Consider the following 19,083-nt stretch of genomic DNA (forward strand, 5'->3'; position numbering starts at 1 on the left):
TCTGTGTTACCGCATGCTCCCTGGAGGCCGCCCGGCTAGTCGATAAGCGCGGCAGCCTGGTCCAGCATGGCTTCCGCAGCGGCAAGGTCGGACGACGTCACGCCGGAGCCTGTCGCCTGCGCCGAAATCAGGACTCCGCCTTTGACCGCGAAGGCCATCACGGTGCTCTGGATGCCACCTGTAGGCAGGGTGACGTCCGTTTGCATGGCAATCGCACCGTCGGTGGCGGCGCCGCTGTCAAGCCGGATGGTCTCGGCTGTCATGGACATTCCCTTGATGTTCATGCTGATGCTGCTGCAGTCTGCGATCTCGCTGCTGCGCCGGGCAAGCGTCTGGTCCAGTTGTTCCTTCTCCACGCCTGACACCAGCGAGAGCGTCTGGGTGAGTTCTGCCGTTGAAGAGGTGGAGGCACCCACCGCCATGGTGGTGTTGCTGTCCGGCTTGATTGCAGTTCCGGTGGCGATGGAATTGCACTCGGCCGGCTCCACCTGCACCTCGGTCATGAGGGACATCATCTGTTCCAGCGCCTGCGAGACCTTCTCCGCAGGCAGCACGGAGAGTGCCACACTGTCTGAGTCCTTCACGGCTCCGGCGATCTCCGCGAGTTCGTCGGACGTCAGCATGGTGAAGGCAGCTTCCGTCGGCGTGGGGCTGGGGGTGTCAGATGCGGCGGACGTTGCCGGGGAAGCCCCTGCGTCGGCAGGGGCGGCTGGACCGCTGCAGGCGGACAGGCCAAGCACCAGGAGGGCAGAGGCCCCGAAAAAGCGCACAACGGACGTATTCATTTATCCCCCAATAAGTTCGAACGCCGGCCGGTTGCGGCCAGCTAGAACAGAACTGTAGCGAACGTGCCCACCTGGTGGAAGCCCACCCGCTCGTAGGTGGCCCTCGCCCGGGCGTTGTAGTCGTTGACATACAGGCTGGTGACGGGCGCGAGCTTCTGCGCCAGCATGACAACGGCGGCCATGTAGCCGGCACTGAGTCCGAGGCCGCGGAAGGAGGGGTTCATCCAGACGCCCTGGACCTGGGTCACCTCAGGGGTGACGGCGCCGAGTTCGGCCTTGAACATGACCTGGCCGTCCTCATCGAGGTGAACAAGGGAATGGCCCTGCCTGATGAGGCCTTCCACGCGCCTGCTGTAGAACTCGCGGCCGCCCAGGAACGGAGAATATCCCACTTCTTCTTCGAACATGGCGGCGCAGGCGGGCAGGATCCTGTCGAAGTCGGCGAGCTGGCCGACACCCAGCTCCGTGTTCGCGGGCACGGCGGGCGGCCCGGCGATGGTCATCAGCGGCTGGTCCGCACGGACCTCGTGGGCCAACTGCCCCAGCTGCTCCAGTTGTTCGTGCATGGCCAGGACCGTATCGGCGGGGCCGAAGATGGAGGCGAACCGGCGGCCGGAGCGTTGCGCATGCTCGGCCACCAGCCCGGCAAGTTCCGGGTCCAGCTGTACGGGAACGAGGTTTGCCCCGGCCCAGCACGCGCCCACCAGGGTGTCGCCGTCGAACACTCCAAAGATGCTGGCCCCGCCCGTGGTGGGCGCGGCCGTTCCCGTTGCCGCCAGGTGGGACAGGATGAAGACGTTGGCTACAACGTCCGTCCTGGCCAGCTCCCGCAGCATGGCAGTGTCCGGACCGGACAGGACCCGGATTGAGATGCCGGATCCTGCGGTCTCCCTACGAGACGCTAACCACGGGGCTACCCTTGACAGCATCTTCGCCATCGGCCTCCCCCATCTCTTCAGCGATTCGCATGGCCTCTTCGATCAGTGTCTCAACAATTTCACTCTCGGGGACAGTCTTGATGACCTCGCCCTTCACAAAAATCTGTCCCTTGCCGTTGCCCGAGGCCACGCCCAGGTCAGCTTCGCGTGCCTCGCCCGGTCCGTTGACGACGCAGCCCATCACGGCAACACGCAGCGGGATCTCCATCCCTTCCAGGCCGGCCGTGACCTGCTCGGCCAGCGTGTACACATCCACCTGGGCCCGGCCGCAGGACGGGCACGAGACAATTTCGAGCTTGCGGGGACGCAGGTTCAGCGACTGCAGGATCTGGTTTCCCACCTTGATTTCCTCGACCGGAGGAGCCGACAGGGAAACGCGGATGGTGTCGCCGATTCCCCGGGACAGGAGGGCACCGAAGGCCGTGGCGGACTTGATGGTGCCCTGGAAGGCCGGGCCGGCCTCGGTGACGCCCAGGTGCAGGGGCCAGTCGCCCTGCTCGGCCAGCATCTCGTACGCGGCAACCATGATCACGGGGTCGTTGTGTTTGACGGAGATCTTGAAGTCGTGGAAGCCGTGCTCCTCAAACAGCGAGGCTTCCCAGACAGCTGACTCCACCAAAGCCTCGGGGGTTGCCTTGCCGTACTTCTTGAGGATTCCGGGCTCCAGCGATCCGGCGTTGACGCCGATCCGGATGGACGTGCCGTGGTCCTTGGCGGCCCTGGCGATTTCCTTGACCTGGTCATCGAACTTGCGGATGTTCCCTGGGTTGACGCGCACCGCGGCACAGCCCGCTTCAATGGCAGCGAAGACGTACTTGGGCTGGAAGTGGATGTCCGCGATGACGGGGATCTGGGACTTCCGCGCGATGATCGGAAGCGCCTCGGCGTCGTCCGCGGACGGGCAGGCGACGCGCACGATGTCGCAGCCCGAGGCCGTCAGCTCAGCAATCTGCTGCAGCGTGGCGTTGATGTCCGTGGTGGGCGTGGTGGTCATCGACTGCACGCTGATGGGCGAATCCGAGCCGACGCCCACCGAGCCCACCTTGATCTGGCGGGTTTTCCTGCGCGGTGCGAGGACGGGGGGCGGTGCTGACGGCATTCCCAGGCTGACCGAGGTCACGTGGACTCCTATTTAGGTCGAGGTATCGATGGTGGGTGGTTCCGGCGGGCTAGGCGGCGTGCTCGGCCAGGAGGCCGGTCACCGGGTTCCATTCGGTGGTGCGCGTGCCCGCGATGACCTGGGCCGCAGCGAAAGGATCCTGCTTGAGGATCCCGTTCAGCGCGTTTTCGTCGGCGGCCTTGAAGATCAGCAGGGCACCGGCTCCATCGCCGTAAGGCCCGCTGGCCAGGAGTGCGCCTTCACCGGCAAGGGCGGCGGTCCATTCCCGGTGTGCCGGACGGGCGGCGTTCCGTGCTTCGGTGGACTCGGCGGCGTATACGTACTCAACAGCAAAAACAGTCATACGGATACCCTATCGCCCTGCCCGCCGGAGTACGTATCCGGTTCAGCTCAGGAAGAGGATCTTGGCGAGGGCGGCGACTCCGGCGGCCCACAGCATGGATGACAGCGTTCCGATGATGAACCGCTCTGCGGCCACAGGGGTCTCCTTCAGTTCCGCGAAGCGCCCCAGGCCCTTGATGGCCACCACGTAGGCGATCGCCACGGGCTGCCCCGTCAGGATGGCCAGGCACACCGCCAGCCGTTCCAGGACGCCGATGATGGCTCCGCCGCGCAGGATCCGCGTGGTTGGCGCCGGCGGAGCGGATGCCGCTGCGGGCACCTTTCCGGCCCCGCCTTCGGCTACGTCGGCGGCAACGGTGATCTCGCCGTCGACGGCTGCACGGCCCGCGGCTGCGCGGTCCAATGGTTCACGGTCCGCCGATGCACGGCCCGCGGCTGCCCGGTCCACCGTGACATCGGCGGCGGGGTCATTGGCAGCGTCGTCGGCGGCACGTTCCCGGGCGGCGCGGTCTGCGGCCGCCTTGGCCGCGTCCGCTTTGTCGTCGATGGTCCGGGCCAGCCGGAACACCAGCGCGGTGACAGGCCACCCGGCGAAACCAGCCGTCAGCAGGGCGAGGGTAATCCAGAGAGCGTTCACCTGTTTCCTTCCAGCACTGCGTCATGGGCCACGCCAAGGAGCATCTCTGCGGCGGGCCTCGCCGCCCATTCTTCCTGCCAGCCGGACCTCAGGACGGCGCGGCTCACCGACTGCTCCGTGATTCCGAGTTTCGCTGCCGCGAGCTTCTGACTGCCGTGCCTGACTGACGTGTCCTGCTGCAGTCCGCGGAGGGTGTCGACCACTTTCCACTGGGCCTCCGTGCGGTCCTGCACCAGCCGGCCAATCAGGCGGAGGACTGCCTCGGCGTTCGCGCACGCCCTGATGCCGGCTGCGGCCTCCGGGGGCGCCGCACCGCCGCGGCGCAGTCCTCCGGGGACCACGGACAACGGCACATGGGCGGCGGCGGACTTGGCTTTTTCCACTGCCAGCCGGGCAGCGACGAACGCCGCACCGGATCCTTCCCGCGGACTGGCCGGCAACGGGAGGTCAACAGCACCCACTCCGATTCCCACGTACCACTGGCCGCTACGCAGGCAATGAAGGGCGATGTCCAGCACTTCAGCAGGCTTTTCCACCACACCCTGGACTTCGTCGCCGACGGAGCGTTCGAACCGGCCGGCGGTGGACTTCCGGTGTAGCTCGGCCAGCAGGCCGGGCACTCGGTCCCTGTCGCCGGTGCTCCCGCGCTGGTCGATGGTGAGTACGTACATATCGCAAACATAATCGACTGATTTCCAAACATCAATCATTTTCGGCTGATTTATAAATATCAGTCAAAAAGAGGTGATTATCGGATCCAAGTCGGAATGAGCTGATTAGCCAAACAGGTTGACGGGCTTGACGATGTCCGCGTAAATCAGGAGGGCACTCATACCCATCAGCAGCGCAGCCACTACGTACGTCACGGGCAGGAGTTTGGCGATATCGAACGCTCCAGGGTCCGGCCGGCCGAACAGCTTGGCCAGCCGCCGTCGGGCTCCCTCATACAGGGCGCCGGCAACGTGGCCGCCGTCCAGCGGCAGCAGCGGGACCAGGTTGAAGACCGCGAGCGCGAAGTTCAGTCCGGCCAGCAATCCCACCAGGGCGGCCAGCCTGGACTGCAGCGGCACCTGCTCCATGGCGGCAACTTCACCGGCCACGCGGCCCACACCAACAACGCTGATGGGCCCGTTGGGATCGCGGGGCTCTTCGCTGAAGGCCGCCTTGGCGACGCCCACCACCCGTGCGGGGAGATTAAGGACGACGCCGGCCACCTGCTGGATGTTTTCCCCCGCCATGGGCAGCACGGACGACGCCGGCTGGGCCACCAGGGCGGTCTGGGCACCGATCCCCAGGAAACCGACTTCCTGGTACTGCAGGGTCCCGTTCGAATCAGTGGCCTGCCGCCCGTCCGCGCCGACGACCGGCCGCGCCGAGAGCACGGGGGTCACGGTAGTGGTGACGGGCGAACCGTCGCGTACCACCGTGATGCTGACTTCCCGTCCCGCGGAGGCGCGGATCCACCCGGTGAGTTCCTCCCAGCTGGTCACCGCCTTGCCGTCGAACGAGGTAATGGTGTCGTTGGGCTTGAGCTGCGCCGCAGCTGCGGGAGTGAGCTTGCAGTCGGCGGAATCCGGATCCACGGTTTCCCCGGCCTTGACCTGGCATTTGGAGACGTCCGCGATGGTGGTGGTGGGGGTGCTGATCCCAAAGCCCATCAACAGCACGGCCGTCAGCGCCACGCCGATCAGCAGGTTCATGGCAGGGCCGCCGAGCATCACGATGACCTTCTTCCACACCGGCAGCCGGTAGAAAACCCGCTTCTCATCGCCGGGCCCCACTTCCTCGTGGGCCATGGAACGCGCTTCGGTGGCAAGGGTCTGGAACATGCCGGTGCTGGAGGGACGCACCGTGCCGTCGTCCCTGTTCGGCGGATACATGCCGATCATGGACACGTAGCCGCCCAGCGGGATCGCCTTGATGCCGTACTCGGTCTCCCCCTTGCGCTTGGACCACAGGGTGGGGCCGAAGCCGATCATGTACTTGGTGACCCGCACCTTGAACAGCTTGGCCGGAACGAGGTGGCCCACCTCGTGCAGCGCGATGGAGACTGCGATGCCGATCGCCACAAAGACGACACCGAGGATAAAGAGAATGACGGGACTCATGCTGAGATCTGCTGCTTCCTAGAGACTGCTCACTGCTAAACGTTCGTGGGTGCGCGCTCGTGCCCACGCTTCAGCATCCAGTACGGACTCAACTGTCAGCCCGGAGGATCCTGGGTGTTCGCTGAGCACCGCTTCGATGGTATCCACAATGTCGGTAAACCGGATCCGGCCGGAGTGGAACGCCATCACGGCCTCTTCGTTGGCGGCGTTGAACACGGCAGGGTAGGTGCTCCCCTGTTTGGCGGCGTCCTTGGCCAGGCCAACAGCGGGGAACGCCTCTGTGTCCAGCGGTTCGAACGTCCAGCTGGTTGCCTGGGTCCAGTCGCACGGCGCGGCCGCCTTCGGGACCCGGTCCGGCCAGCCGAGTCCAAGGGCGATGGGCAGGCGCATGTCCGGCGGCGAAGCCTGGGCGATGATGGAGCCGTCCACGAACTGCACCATGGAATGGACCACGGACTGCGGGTGCACCACCACGTCGATGCGGTCCAGCGGGATATCGAACAGCAGGTGCGCCTCGATCACTTCAAGGCCCTTGTTCACCAGGCTGGCGGAGTTGGTGGTGACCATCAGGCCCATGTCCCAGGTGGGGTGCGCGAGGGCATCCTGCGGCGAGACGCTGTGGAGTTCCCCGCGGGTCCTGCCGCGGAAGGGTCCGCCGGAGGCCGTCAGGATGAGCCGGTCCACCTCGTCGGCTGTCCCGGACCGCAGGCACTGCGCGATCGCCGAATGCTCGGAATCGACCGGGACGATCTGGCCTTCCCGTGCGGCAGCCTTCACGAGGGCGCCACCGACGATCAGCGACTCCTTGTTGGCGAGCGCCAGCGTGGCACCGGATTTCAGGGCCGCCAGGGTTGGCGCCAGGCCGATCGAGCCGGTGATGCCGTTGAGCACCACGTCCGCCTCGATCTCCGCAATCCTGGTGGAGGCGTCCGGGCCGGTGATGATCTCCGGCCGGTAGCCGGTAACGCCGGCTGCGCGGGCGGCGTCGTCAATCAGTTCCTGCAAGGCGGCCGCATCGCCACTGGCCGTACCCACGGCCCTGGCCTTCGTATGGACGGCCTGGCGGGCAAGGAGGTCCAGGTTCCCGCCGCCGGCGCTTAGTGCCACAACCTCGAAAAGGTGCGGGGCGCCGTCGACGACGTCAATCGCCTGGGTGCCGATGGAACCGGTGGATCCGAGGAGAACGATTCTGCGTGGCTGCATCCGTTAAGTATCCCGCACGTATGGGTCCCGCCGGCGGGCCTGCCGGTGGCATGCGCGGCGGGGCAGGTAAACGGGGACATTGACGCCATGCGCCGCAGGCGTAACGTGAACATCGTGGAGTGGGCCGCATGGTTCGACGCGCCGGAGTATGAGTTTGCCCGGCAGGTGCTGCAGCGCGGCGTCGCGACGATCTTCTTTGTGGCGTTCCTCTCCTGCCGCAACCAGTTCCCGGCGCTGCTCGGTGAACGCGGCCTGCTCCCGGTCCCCGACTACCTGGACAGCTTCCGGCGCCGGCGCCGGCCCAGCCTGTTCCTGTGGCGCTACTCGGACCGCTTGCTGCGGCTTGTCTGCTGGTGCGGCATGGCGGTTTCGGCCACGCTCATTCTGGGACTTCCGCAGCTGGGACCGCCCTGGCTGCCGATGATCGCCTTCCTGGCACTGTGGCTGCTGTACATGTCGATCGTCAACGTGGGCCAGACTTTTTACGGTTTCGGCTGGGAGATGCTGCTCCTGGAGGCCGGCTTCACGGTGGCCTTCCTTGGCTCGGACCAGACGCCGCCGCCCCGGACCATCCTGATCCTGCTGGTGTGGCTGCTGTTCCGGCTCGAGTTCGGTGCCGGCATGATCAAGATCCGCGGAGGCAGCGAGTGGCGCGACCTGACCGCCTTGTATTACCACCACGAGACCCAGCCGATGCCGGGTCCGTTAAGCCGGCAGGCGCACCTCCTCCCCAAGCCCCTGCACCGGATGGAAGTCCTGGGCAACCACTTCGCGCAATTGGTGGTTCCGTTCTTCCTGTTCGCCCCGCAACCGCTGGCCGGCATCGCCGCGGGCATCGTCATCTTCACCCAGCTATGGCTCGTGGCGAGCGGAAACTTCGCCTGGTTGAACTGGATGGCAATCCTGCTGGCCTTCGCCGCAGTGAGCGATCCGGTCGCCCACGCGGTGCTCCCCGTCATCCCGCTGGACTGGCACACCTACGGTGCCGCCGACGGCGGTGCGCGGACCCCTGTGTGGTGGCTCGCCGTCGTGCTCGCCGTAACGGTGCTCCTGCTGGTACTCAGCTACTGGCCGGCCCGCAACCTCCTCCAGCACCGGCAGCTGATGAACGCCAGTTTCAACCGCTGGCAGCTGGTCAACACCTACGGGGCATTCGGCACGGTGACCAAACTGCGGATCGAGATTGTGGTGGAAGGCACGCTCGACGACGAGCCCGACGACGACTCGGACTGGCGCGAGTACGGTTTCCGCGGGAAGCCCGGCGACGTCCGCCGGCTGCCGCACCAGTGGGCTCCGTACCACCTCCGGCTGGACTGGCTCATGTGGTTCCTGCCCCTGCGCACCGTCCACGAGGAGTGGTTCTACGCCTTCCTGGCGAAGCTGCTCGAAGCCGACGGAGCTGTCCTGCGGCTGCTGCGCAAGGACCCGTTCGACGGCGCCCGCCCCCGTTGGGTGCGCGTCCACAGCTACCTGTACCGCTTCGCAAGCCGGGCGGAACACCGCGAGACGGGCCAGCGGTGGATCAGGACCCTGCTCTACGAGGCCATTCCGCCACTGTCCCTCCCGCCGGGGTCACGGTGACTTGAGTGCGTAACGGCGCTCGGGACGGCCCGCGCCGTATTTGAGGCGGACCTCGACCCGAGCCTCGTCGTGGAGGTATTCGAGATACCGGCGGGCGCTGACCCGGGATGTGCCCAGCAGGTCCGCGACTTCGGCGGCCGAAAAGTCCGCCCCGGCGGACTCCAGCACCGCGACCACACGGCTGAGGGTCTCCGGGCTGCAGCCCTTGGGGAGGCGCGGTTCCGTCCGTTCGGCACGTTCCGCGCTTTCCAGCCCGAAGACCCGGTTGACGTCCGATTGCTCGGCCACGTCCTTGGACAGGTCCAGTCCCTGGTAAGCGCTGCGGTAGTGCTCCAGCCGTTCCTGCAGGTCCGCCTGCGAAAACGGTTTGATCAGGTAGTGGACAATGCCGCCGCGCAGGGCGCGGCGGACGGTCTCCACCTCGCGGGCCGCGCTGATCACCAGCACGTCCAGTTCCGGCGCTGCTTCCCGCAGCCTGGCCATGAGGTCCAGGCCGTTGATGTCGGGCAGGTGGATGTCCAGGAGGACAAGGTCAGGCTGCAGCCGGGCGGTCTCCGCCATGGCCTGGGCTCCGGTGTGCGCAACTCCGACGACGGCGAATCCCGGCGTGCGCTGGATGAACCCGGCGTGGACTTTGGCCACCATAAAGTCGTCGTCGACGATCAGGACGTTGATCATGGCCGGGTCACCTTTCCCTTAGCCGGCATCCCTTTTAAAGGCGTCCGTGTCAGCGGCGCCCGCTTCAGCCGCGCGGTGAAGACGGCCCCGCCGTCGTTGGCGACCGTAAGTTCGCCGCCGCTCCGCCGGCAGACTACGCGCGAGAGCGCCAGGCCAAAGCCCCGGCCGCCGGCAGGGCCGGGCTTCTTGGTGCTGAACCCCTGCCGGAAGATCTCATCGGCCGCTGCCCCGTCAATGCCGGGGCCGGTGTCCCGGACCGTCACCACCACTTCCTCGGGAGTGTCCTCAACGCGGACCCGGACGGACCCCTCGGTGACTCCTGTGACGGCGTCGAGCGCGTTGTCCACGAGGTTCCCCACCACGGTGGTCAGGTCCCGGGAGAGCTCATCGCCCACCGGCGCCAGCACCGAACCGGGATCCAGCTGCAATAGCACACCACGCTCAGCTGCGAGGCTGGATTTGGCGATCAGCAGGGCGGCGAGCGCCGGGTCCTGGATGCGGCTGGTCACGTCGTCGTTGAGGCGTGTCCGGTCCACAGTGACGCCGTTGACGAACTGCACCACGGAATCGTACTCGCCGATCTGGATCAGGCCCGAGATAACGTGCAGCTGGTTGGCGAACTCATGGGCCTGCGCCCGGAGCGTGTCCGTCGCAGTACGCGTTGCCCCGAGCTCGCGTTCCAGGGATGACAGCTCCGTCCGGTCGCGCAAGGTGGCGACCGAACCCATCACGCGGCCCTTGGACCGGATGGGCACCCGGTTGAGCACCACCAGGCGTTCCCCCACCAGCACCATCTGGTCCTGCCCGGGCTGCTCACCTGTCAGCACTTCCTTGAGCGCAGGTTCAACGGGCAGGCCGGCAAGGTCCTTGCCCACGCAGTCCGCCGGCAGGCCCAGCAGCGCCCGGGCGCTGTCGTTGGCCACGGTGATCCGTCCGTGGAGGTCCAGCGCCACCACTCCCTCCTTCAGTCCGTGCAGCATCGCCTCGCGGTTCTCCACCAGGCCGGAGATTTCGCTGGGCTCCATGCCAAGGGTCTGCCGCTTGACCCTGCGGGCCAGCAACAGGGAGCCGGCAACCCCCAGGACGCTGGCCACTCCCAGGTAGGTCAGCAGGTTTGGCACCGCATCCCCCAGCCGCTCCCACGTGGACGGGTAGTTCCGGCTGATGGACGCGATGCCGATCATTTTCCCGGAATCGTCAAGGACCGGCACGTGGGCCGAAAGGACCGGGGTGGCTGTTCCGCCCACCACGCCCGTCCAGGCACGGCCTTCCATCACCCTGCTCGGGCCAAGTTCCAGCGGGCGGCCGAGAAGTCCGGGGTCCGACGACGCCACGACGGTGCGGTCCGTCCGGGCGAGCGCCACCTGCGCGGACCCGGAGACCGTGCGGACGGATTCGGCGACGGCGGACAGCGCCGCACTGCCGCGCGGTTCGGCCGAGGGAAGCAAAGCCCTGACGGCGGGATTGCTGCCCAGCGCTTCAGCGGCGGACAGTGCGCGGCGCCCCTCGATCCTTTCAAACGCGGCCGCGGACTGGGCGAGGGAGATGGCGACGACGGCGACGAGGACGGCCAGGACAATCAGCAGCTGGAGGCCCAGATATTGCCCGGCGAGGGACATTCCTCTTCGTCGAGTCACTGTGGTTCTTTCCTCTGGTGGGTGGGGTACCGGAACTATACCCCAACGCACCCTGCCGGGCGGACGCCGGGCCCGCGCCTCCGTGAGACCGGCCGGAGCTCCGGTTGAGTGCCGGAAACGTGAACGAAATGAACTTAACTTTCTCTGCTTACACAAGAGTGATGCCGCTCACTTCCGCACCTAGCATCAGATGCACAGTCAGTTTTGCTGACCAGCTTGACCAAGAACTTTACTGAGAAGAGGAACACCATGCGCCAGATCCGCGCATTGCGCATTGCCGCCGTCGCCGCCGGCATCGCCCTGATGGCCACCGGTTGCGGTGCCACCGGCAAGAGTTCGACGAGCGGCAGCTCCAGCGCTGCCGCCGGCCCCGTCACCGGGCTGCAGATCCTCGTCCCCAACACGCCTGGCGGCGGCTACGACACCACCGCCCGTGCTGCCGCGAAGGTTCTCGACGACGAGAAGATCGCCACCAACACCGAAGTCTTCAACCTCGCCGGCGCCGGCGGAACCGTGGGCCTGGCCCGCGTGGTCAACGAAAAGGGCAACGGCGACCTCACCATGCTGATGGGCCTGGGTGTGGTGGGCGCCAGCTACACCAACAAGTCCGCATCCAAGCTGACGGACACCACTCCGCTGGCCAAGCTCATTGAAGAGCCCGGCGCCATCATGGTCAGCAAGGACTCGCCGTACAAGACCATCGACGACCTCGTGAAGGCATGGAAGGCCGATCCCGGCGCCATCGCCGTCGGCGGCGGCTCCTCCCCCGGCGGCCCCGACCACCTGCTGCCGATGCAGCTCGCGGGAGCAGTGGGAATCGACGCGACCAAGGTCAACTTTGTTTCCTACGACGGCGGCGGAGACCTTCTCCCGGCCATCCTCGGCAACAAGCTCGGCTTTGCGGCCTCCGGCGCCGGTGAGTACCTCAAGCAGATTGAATCGGGCGAAGTCCGCGTGCTGGCCACCAGCGGCGCGGAGCGGCTGGACGGCGTTGATGCCCCCACCCTGAAGGAATCCAACATCGACCTGGTGTTCACCAACTGGCGCGGCATCGTTGCCCCTCCGGGAATCAGCGACGCCGACAAAGCAACCCTCATCGCAGCCCTCGAGAAGATGCACGGCACCGAGGCCTGGAAGGAGACGCTGAAGACGCACAGCTGGACCGACGCCTTTGTCACCGGTGATGAATTCAAGACCTTCCTGACGGAGCAGGACAAGCGGGTGGCGGACGTCCTCACGAAGCTTGGCCTGGCGTGAGCTCTTCACCAACGGTGGCCTCACGGCTCAAAGGCCGCTCCGAGCTGGGGGTTGCCCTCCTGCTCGGGGCGGCCGGGGTCATGGTCTTCCTCGACGCCAACGGCCTGGCGACGCCCTATTCCAAGTCGGACCCTGTGGGTCCCAAGACGGTCCCCTTCATCGTGGCCGGCCTGCTCATCGTCTGCGCCGTACTCCTTGCAGTGAATGTGCTGCGCGGCGGCAAGGGCGAGGCGGAAGGCGGCGAGGACGTTGACCTGGCGCACCCCGCGGACTGGAAGACGATACTCCCCCTGGTGGGCGCCTTCGTCGCGAACATCCTGCTGATCGACTGGGCCGGCTGGGTTATCTCCGGAACCGTGCTGTTCTGGGGCAGCGTGTGGGCCCTCGGCGGACGGCATTACGTCCGTGACGGCCTCATCTCTCTGGCCATGTCCATCCTGACCTTCTACGGCTTTTTCCTGGGCCTCGGCATCGCACTGCCCGCCGGCCTGCTGGAAGGGATTCTCTAATGGACGTCTTCTCCTCCCTCATGGATGGTTTCGCCACCGCGCTGACCCCCATGAATTTCCTCTACGCCGTCATCGGCGTGGTCCTCGGCACTGCCGTCGGCGTCCTCCCGGGCCTTGGCCCGGCGATGACCGTGGCCCTGCTGCTCCCGGTCACGTACGCCTTGGAGCCCACCAGCGCCTTCATCATGTTCGCCGGCATCTACTACGGCGGCATGTACGGCGGTTCCACCACCTCCATCCTGCTCAACACTCCCGGTGAGTCTTCGTCGGTGGTCACCGCCATCGAAGGCAACAAGATGGCAAAGGCCGGCAGGGCAGCCCAGGCTTTGGCTACCGCCGCCATCGGTTCCTTTGTTGCCGGCACCATCGGTACAACGCTGCTCGCCGTCTGCGCGCCGATCGTGGTCCAGTTCGCCGTCAGCCTGGGCTCACCCAGCTACTTCGCGATCATGGTGCTCGCCCTGCTGGCCGTCACGGCCGTGCTGGGTTCCTCCCGGTTGCGCGGATTCGCGGCCCTGGGCCTGGGCCTGGCGATCGGCCTGGTGGGCATGGATTCGGTCACCGGCCAGCAACGCCTTACCTTCGGGATGCCGCTTTTGGCAGACGGCCTGGACATCGTGGTGGTGGCCGTGGCCATCTTCGCCGTCGGAGAAGCCCTGTGGGTGGCCGCGCACCTGCGCCGCACTCCCCTGCACGTCATCCCGGTGGGACGCCCGTGGATGGGCAAGCAGGACTGGAAGCGGTCCTGGAAGCCCTGGCTCCGCGGTACAGCATTCGGCTTCCCGTTCGGGGCACTCCCCGCGGGTGGCGCCGAGATCCCCACGTTCCTCTCCTACGTCACGGAGAAGAGGCTCTCCAAGCACCCCGAGGAGTTCGGCCACGGCGCCATCGAAGGTGTTGCCGGGCCGGAAGCAGCCAACAACGCCGCGGCTGCAGGCACGCTGACCCCCATGCTGGCGCTGGGCCTGCCCACCAACGCGACTGCCGCCGTCATGCTGGCAGCATTCACGTCCTACGGTATCCAGCCCGGTCCGCAGCTGTTCGCGAGCCAGGGACCGCTGGTCTGGGCACTGATTGCCAGCCTCTTCATCGGCAACCTGCTGCTTCTGATCATCAACCTTCCGCTGGCGCCGCTGTGGGCGAAGCTCCTGCAGCTCCCGCGGCCGTACCTCTACGCCGGGATCCTGTTCTTCGCCACGCTGGGCGCCTACTCGGTGAACCTGCAGGCGTTCGACCTGGTCATCCTGCTGGTGCTTGGTGCGCTGGGCTTCATGATGAGGCGCTTCGGACTCCCCGTGCTGCCGCTGATCCTGGGCGTGATCCTGGGGCCGCGCCTCGAAGGGCAGCTCCGCAAGACCCTCCAGCTCAGCGCCGGCAATCCGGCCGGGCTGTGGAGCGAGCCGATCGCCGTCGGGATCTACGTCATCGTGGCGGTCATCCTCCTCTGGCCGCTGCTGATGCGGCTCTGGCGCAAGGCCCGCCCGGGGCGCAGCTCGCTGCTTCCCGCCAATTCCGGCGCAGCCGACTACAGCGACTGAACAGCCGCCGGGCATTTTGCCGACCCCCTACCCGCAATCAGCAGAAACCATTCAGCAGAACAAGGAGCAACCATGACGATCGTGGTGGGATACGTCCCGACACCTGAGGGCGAAGCGGCGCTCGCCCAGGCCATCGCCGAGGCGCGGAAGAGCAACAGCAGGCTGCTGGTCATCAACTCCTCCAAGGGTGATGCGCTGGTGGATAACCGGTACGCACAGGAACCTGAGATCCAGAGCATCGAGGACCGGCTCGCGACGCAGGGCATTGACCACGTGATCAAGCAGCCGGTCCGTGGCCATGATGCCGCCGCGGAGGTACTGGACGCCGCGGAGGAGCACAATGCCGAGCTGATTGTGATCGGGCTGCGCCGCCGCACCCCGGTGGGCAAGCTGATCCTGGGCAGCACGTCCCAGCGGATACTGCTCGAGGCGGACTGCCCGGTGCTGGCGGTGAAGGCCGGTTAGCACTGCTGCCTGATCAGGAAGCCACACCGGGAAAAGCCACAGGCCGGGAGTCCAACGACTCCCGGCCTGTGGCTTTCGCTTCGCAGGGCGTTCCTACCGGCCGGCCCGCCGCAGGGTTGATTCCGCGTGCTTCAGGATGGGGCCGTCGATCATCTTTCCGTTGAACTGGAATACGCCGGTGCCGGCAGCCGCGGCAGCGTTCAGGAGCTCTTTGGCCGCGGCAACGTCCGACTCCGCGGGTGCGTACGCTCCCCGGACGACGGCCACCTGGCTGGGGTGAATGCAGGCCTTGGAACCGAATCCCGAGGCGACGGCGTCGCGGGACTCGGCTGCCAGCCCGTCAAGGTCCGGAATGTTGACGTACACCGCATCGATGGCCTCCTTGCCGAAGGCCCCCGCCGCGAGCAGCACGGCGGACCTGGCGTGCAGCGCCACTGCCCGGTACCCGCCGTCGTCGTTCCTGCTGGAGGTCCCGCCCAGCGATGCGAGCAGGTCCTCGGCACCCCACATCAGGCCCACCACGTTGGGTTCAGCGGCGATGGCGGCGGCGTTGAGAATTCCGGCGGCAGTCTCGCACAGCGCAATCACGCTGTAGCCCTCCAGCGCCTTGAGCTGGCCGGCGTTTTCGGCCTTGGCGAGCATCACATGCCGGTACGGGGTGTGCTTGAGGCAGTGCAGGTCCTTCTCGAACTCCTCCGTGCCGGCCGGGTTGATCCGGATGATCGTCCGGCTGGGATCCAGCTCCGGAACGTCGCCGGTAGCGCCGAGCTGGGCGAGGATGGCGCCGCGGGCGCGCTGCTTGTCGGCAGGTGCGACGGCGTCTTCCAGGTCCACGATCACGGCGTCGGAACGCTCTGCGGCCTTTTGGTAGCGCTCGGGACGGTCGGCAGGGCAGAAGAGCAGGGCGGGACCCATCAGGAAAGTCATGCTTAGATTGTCCTCTTTTCGGCGGCTTCATGCGCCTCGCGCGTCCACATCAGGCAGCTGCGCGAGGCCAGCGCCACCACCACGCCGTCCTGGTTCCGGCCGGTGTGCTGCATGGTCACGATTCCCTGCCCCGGACGCGACGAGGACAGGCGCTTGCCGGTGATGACCGTCTCCGTGTACAGGGTGTCGCCGTGGTAGAGCGGGTGCGGGAACGAGACGTCGGTCAGTCCCAGCTGCGCAATGATGGTTCCCTGGGTCAGTTGCGGGACGGACTGCCCCACCACGGTGGCAAGGGTAAACATCGAGTTCATCAGCCGCTGCCCGAACGGCTGCCCGGCGCTCCAGGCGGCGTCAAGGTGCAGGGCCTGGGTGTTCATGGTCATGGTGGTGAAGATGACGTTGTCCGTCTCGGTCACCGTCCGGCCCGGGCGGTGGGCGTAGACCACTCCTTCCTCCAGCTCCTCGAAGTAGAGGCCCCGCTGTTCGACGACGCGTGGGCTGGCGGGAGTTGAGCCCGTCGAAACCTCGTCAGCACTGGTCATACGGTCAGTTCCTGGTCCTCTTCGAAGAGTTCCGCCCCCGTGGCCGCGGCGACTTCCTCAGCCGTCACGTTGGGGGCCAGTTCCCGCAGCACAAGGCGGGAGGAGCCGCCTTCGGTGACGACGTCGATCACGGCGAGGTCGGTGATGATCCGGTCCACGCACCCCTTGCCGGTCAGCGGCAGGGTGCACTGCTGGACGATCTTGGGCTTGCCGCTGCGGTCCACATGCTCCATCATCACGATCACCCTCTTGGCCCCGAACACCAGGTCCATGGCGCCGCCCATGCCCTTGACCATCTTGCCTGGAATCATCCAGTTGGCCAGGTCGCCGTTCTGCGCCACTTCCATGGCACCGAGCACGGCCACATCCACGTGGCCGCCGCGGATCATGCCGAAGGAGGCTGCGGAGTCGAAGAAGGCGGCCCCCTTGTTCACGGTGACGGTTTCCTTGCCCGCGTTGATCAGGTCCGGGTCCACCTGGTCCTCCGCGGGGTACGGCCCCACGCCCAGAATGCCGTTTTCCGAATGCAGGACCACTTCGATGCCCGCCGGAATGTAGTTGGGGATCAGCGTGGGCATCCCGATGCCGAGATTGACGTACTGCCCGTTGTGCAGTTCGCGGGCCACCCGGGCGGCGAGCTCGTTGCGGGTCCAGCCTTTCGTTTCGGGGCTGGTGCCCTCGGGATGTCCGACGGCGGGCGGCCGGTATTCGTGGCGGACGGCTTCGGGGCGGGGCGGGGCGCCCGGCGTGTTGATCGATTCCACGGCTATGCTCCTGCCTGCTCTGCTGCCTGTTTTGGTGCGCCGGGGGCGCCGGCGGACACTGCGACGGTCCGCTTTTCGATGCGCTTCTCGCCCTGCGGTGCAAGGACAACCCGCTGGACGAAGATGCCGGGAACGTGGACATGCTCCGGATCCAGGTCACCCGGCTCCACCAGTTCCTCAACTTCGGCGATGGTGATCCGCCCGGCCATGGCGCACAGCGGGTTGAAGTTCATGGCCGTGGCGTGGAATACGAGGTTTCCGTGCCGGTCGCCCTTCCAGGCGTGGACGAGTCCGAAATCCGGGGTGAGCGACTCCTCCAGCACATAGTCGGCGCCGTTGAAGGTGCGGACTTCCTTGGGCGCGGAGGCGATCGCGATGCTTCCGTCGGCGTCGTACTTCTGCGGCAGGCCGCCGTCGGACACCTGGGTTCCGACGCCGGCCGGCGTGTAGAACGCCGGGATGCCGGCGCCGCCGGCACGCAGTTTCTCCGCGAGCGTTCCCTGCGGAGTCAGCACCACCTCGAGTTCGCCGGAGAGGTACTGGCGGGCGAACTCCTTGTTTTCCCCGACATAGGAGCTGACGGTGCGGCGGATCCTGCCGTCCTTCAGCAGGATGCCCAGCCCCCAGTCGTCGACGCCGCAGTTGTTACTGACGGTTTCCAGGTCCGTGGTCCCGTGCCGGTGGAGGGCATCGATCAGGGCAACCGGGATGCCGCACAGTCCAAAACCGCCGACGGCGAGCGAGGCGCCGTCGGGGATATCGGCAACCGCGGCCTCGGCACTGGCAACAACCTTGTCAATCATCGTCGATCCTTCCTGGTTTGCTCCCTGCGCTGCTCCCTGGCGGGAAGCTAAAGGCCGAGTTCGCGGGCGATCAGCATCAGCTGGACCTCCGTGGTGCCCTCGCCGACCTCAAGGATCTTGGAGTCGCGGTAGTGGCGCGCCACGGTGAATTCGTTGATGAAGCCATAGCCGCCGAACACCTGGGTGGCGTCCCGCGCGTTGTCCATGGCTGCCTCGCCTGCGACCATCTTAGCGATGGCCGCCTGCGTCTTGAACGGCTTCCCGGCAAGCATCCTTGCCGCGGCGTCGTAGTAGGCCAGGCGTGCCGTGTGGGCCCGTGCTTCCATGCGGGCGATCTTGAAGGCGATGGCCTGGTACTTACCGATGTTCTGCCCGAACGCGCTGCGTTCCTTCGCGTATTTCACCGACAGGTCCACGCAGCCCTGGGCTGCTCCCGTGGCCAGGGCGGCGATGGCGATGCGGCCCTCGTCCAGGATGGACAGGAAGTTGGCGTAGCCGCGGCCCTGCTCGCCGAGGAGGTTCGCCTCGGGCACATGGACGTCCTTGAGCGTCAGCGGGTGGGTATCGGAGGCGTTCCAGCCCACCTTGTTGTACGCCTTCTCCGCTTTGAATCCGGGCGTGCTGGTGGGCACCAGGATGGTGGAGATTTCCTTCTTGATACTGCCGTCCCCGCGCTCCTGCTTCGCGGTGACAGCTGTCACGGTGACCAGCTTGGTGATGTCCGTGCCGGAGTTGGTGATGAACTCCTTGTTGCCGTTGATGATCCACTCACCGCCTTCGAGCCGGGCCGTGGTCTTGGTTCCGCCCGCGTCGGAGCCGGCTTCGGGTTCCGTCAGGCCGAAGCCGGCGAGCGCCTGGCCCGACGCCAGTGACGGCAGCCATTCCTCCTTCTGGGCATCAGTGCCGAAACGGTACACGGGCATGGCGCCCAGTGAAACTCCCGCTTCCAGCGTGATGGCCACGGACTGGTCCACCCGCCCCAGCTGCTCCAGGGCCAGTGCGAGGGCAAAGTAGTCACCGCCCATGCCGCCGAACTCTTCCGGGAAGGGGAGGCCGAAGAGCCCCATGTCCGCCATCTGCTTCACGACTTCGTAGGGGAAGCTGTGTTCCTCGTCGTGTTTGGCGGAAACCGGCGCCACCACTTCATCGGCGAATTCGCGGACGGTGTTGCTGAGGTCCTGGTATTCCTCGCTGAGCTCAAAATCAGCCATGTTGGGACTTCCTTGTCTGAACTGTGGATCGGGTCTGT

20 protein-coding genes are annotated in these 19,083 nt (G+C 66.5%); 5 read left to right on the forward strand and 15 right to left on the reverse strand.

The window, feature by feature from the left end:
- Positions 1-35: 35 nt before the first annotated feature.
- From AC07YR_RS15550 to dxr, 8 genes are all read right to left on the reverse strand, one after another.
- Positions 36-785: a hypothetical protein gene (locus tag AC07YR_RS15550; protein WP_494734499.1), complete on the reverse strand. Its 750-nt coding sequence runs from the start codon at positions 783-785 to the stop codon at positions 36-38.
- A gap of 41 nt (positions 786-826) precedes the next feature.
- The gene (locus AC07YR_RS15555) at positions 827-1,714 is read right to left on the reverse strand and encodes a GNAT family N-acetyltransferase (RefSeq protein ID WP_494734541.1); all 888 of its coding nucleotides are present in this window, start codon (positions 1,712-1,714) and stop codon (positions 827-829) included.
- Positions 1,677-2,843, reverse strand: a complete 1,167-nt coding sequence (gene ispG, locus AC07YR_RS15560; protein WP_028272164.1) for a flavodoxin-dependent (E)-4-hydroxy-3-methylbut-2-enyl-diphosphate synthase — start codon at positions 2,841-2,843, stop codon at positions 1,677-1,679. The genes AC07YR_RS15555 and ispG overlap by 38 nt, the downstream gene beginning before the upstream one ends.
- 49 nt (positions 2,844-2,892) lie before the next feature.
- On the reverse strand, positions 2,893-3,186 hold the full coding sequence (locus AC07YR_RS15565) for a YciI family protein (protein ID WP_028272163.1): 294 nt from the start codon (positions 3,184-3,186) through the stop codon (positions 2,893-2,895).
- A gap of 42 nt (positions 3,187-3,228) precedes the next feature.
- A complete protein-coding gene (locus AC07YR_RS15570; RefSeq protein WP_494734500.1) occupies positions 3,229-3,822 on the reverse strand; it encodes a hypothetical protein in 594 nt (197 codons plus the stop codon).
- Positions 3,819-4,493, reverse strand: a complete 675-nt coding sequence (locus AC07YR_RS15575; RefSeq protein WP_494734501.1) for a MarR family transcriptional regulator — start codon at positions 4,491-4,493, stop codon at positions 3,819-3,821. Before AC07YR_RS15575 ends, AC07YR_RS15570 begins: the two co-directional genes overlap by 4 nt.
- Positions 4,494-4,598: 105 nt before the next feature.
- A complete protein-coding gene (locus AC07YR_RS15580; RefSeq protein WP_494734502.1) occupies positions 4,599-5,930 on the reverse strand; it encodes a M50 family metallopeptidase in 1,332 nt (443 codons plus the stop codon).
- An 18-nt stretch (positions 5,931-5,948) separates the two neighbouring features.
- A complete protein-coding gene (gene dxr / locus AC07YR_RS15585; protein WP_494734503.1) occupies positions 5,949-7,133 on the reverse strand; it encodes a 1-deoxy-D-xylulose-5-phosphate reductoisomerase in 1,185 nt (394 codons plus the stop codon).
- 114 nt (positions 7,134-7,247) lie between these two features.
- Between dxr and AC07YR_RS15590 the strand changes: the two genes are divergently transcribed.
- Positions 7,248-8,714, forward strand: a complete 1,467-nt coding sequence (locus tag AC07YR_RS15590; protein ID WP_494734542.1) for a lipase maturation factor family protein — start codon at positions 7,248-7,250, stop codon at positions 8,712-8,714.
- On the opposite strand, the gene AC07YR_RS15595 is transcribed toward AC07YR_RS15590, so the two are convergent.
- Both AC07YR_RS15595 and AC07YR_RS15600 read right to left on the reverse strand, forming a co-directional pair.
- The gene (locus tag AC07YR_RS15595; protein WP_494734504.1) at positions 8,706-9,392 is read right to left on the reverse strand and encodes a response regulator; all 687 of its coding nucleotides are present in this window, start codon (positions 9,390-9,392) and stop codon (positions 8,706-8,708) included. The two genes, AC07YR_RS15590 and AC07YR_RS15595, sit on opposite strands and share 9 nt — an antisense overlap.
- The gene (locus tag AC07YR_RS15600; protein WP_494734543.1) at positions 9,389-11,011 is read right to left on the reverse strand and encodes a sensor histidine kinase; all 1,623 of its coding nucleotides are present in this window, start codon (positions 11,009-11,011) and stop codon (positions 9,389-9,391) included. Before AC07YR_RS15600 ends, AC07YR_RS15595 begins: the two co-directional genes overlap by 4 nt.
- Before the next feature lie 267 nt (positions 11,012-11,278).
- On the opposite strand from AC07YR_RS15600, the gene AC07YR_RS15605 reads away from it, so the two are divergent.
- The 4 genes from AC07YR_RS15605 (at position 11,279) to AC07YR_RS15620 (ending at position 14,798) form a co-directional block, all read left to right on the forward strand.
- Complete coding sequence (locus tag AC07YR_RS15605) at positions 11,279-12,286, forward strand: Bug family tripartite tricarboxylate transporter substrate binding protein (protein WP_494734505.1); 1,008 nt, start codon at positions 11,279-11,281, stop codon at positions 12,284-12,286.
- Complete coding sequence (locus AC07YR_RS15610) at positions 12,283-12,795, forward strand: tripartite tricarboxylate transporter TctB family protein (protein ID WP_055798515.1); 513 nt, start codon at positions 12,283-12,285, stop codon at positions 12,793-12,795. The genes AC07YR_RS15605 and AC07YR_RS15610 overlap by 4 nt, the downstream gene beginning before the upstream one ends.
- Positions 12,795-14,333: a tripartite tricarboxylate transporter permease gene (locus AC07YR_RS15615; RefSeq protein WP_055798517.1), complete on the forward strand. Its 1,539-nt coding sequence runs from the start codon at positions 12,795-12,797 to the stop codon at positions 14,331-14,333. Before AC07YR_RS15610 ends, AC07YR_RS15615 begins: the two co-directional genes overlap by 1 nt.
- A gap of 72 nt (positions 14,334-14,405) precedes the next feature.
- Positions 14,406-14,798 (forward strand): universal stress protein, encoded by a 393-nt coding sequence (locus AC07YR_RS15620; protein ID WP_055798520.1) that lies wholly within the window; start codon positions 14,406-14,408, stop codon positions 14,796-14,798.
- 93 nt (positions 14,799-14,891) lie between these two features.
- Here the strand turns inward: AC07YR_RS15620 and AC07YR_RS15625 are convergent, their stop codons facing one another.
- From AC07YR_RS15625 to AC07YR_RS15645, 5 genes are read right to left on the reverse strand one after another with little or no spacing between them, the layout of a single operon-like run.
- Positions 14,892-15,725 (reverse strand): HpcH/HpaI aldolase/citrate lyase family protein, encoded by an 834-nt coding sequence (locus tag AC07YR_RS15625; RefSeq protein ID WP_055798523.1) that lies wholly within the window; start codon positions 15,723-15,725, stop codon positions 14,892-14,894.
- A gap of 2 nt (positions 15,726-15,727) precedes the next feature.
- Entirely contained in the window at positions 15,728-16,267 is a 540-nt protein-coding gene (locus tag AC07YR_RS15630; RefSeq protein ID WP_494734506.1) for a MaoC family dehydratase, read from the reverse strand.
- Positions 16,264-17,031: a CoA transferase subunit B gene (locus AC07YR_RS15635; protein WP_494734507.1), complete on the reverse strand. Its 768-nt coding sequence runs from the start codon at positions 17,029-17,031 to the stop codon at positions 16,264-16,266. The genes AC07YR_RS15630 and AC07YR_RS15635 overlap by 4 nt, the downstream gene beginning before the upstream one ends.
- A 2-nt stretch (positions 17,032-17,033) precedes the next feature.
- Positions 17,034-17,834, reverse strand: coding sequence for a CoA transferase subunit A (locus AC07YR_RS15640; protein ID WP_494734508.1), 801 nt, complete (start codon positions 17,832-17,834; stop codon positions 17,034-17,036).
- A gap of 47 nt (positions 17,835-17,881) precedes the next feature.
- Complete coding sequence (locus AC07YR_RS15645; protein WP_494734509.1) at positions 17,882-19,045, reverse strand: acyl-CoA dehydrogenase family protein; 1,164 nt, start codon at positions 19,043-19,045, stop codon at positions 17,882-17,884.
- Between the last annotated feature and the right edge of the window lie 38 nt (positions 19,046-19,083).

The organism is Arthrobacter sp. GW460-12-1-14-TSB2 (genome assembly GCF_059423525.1).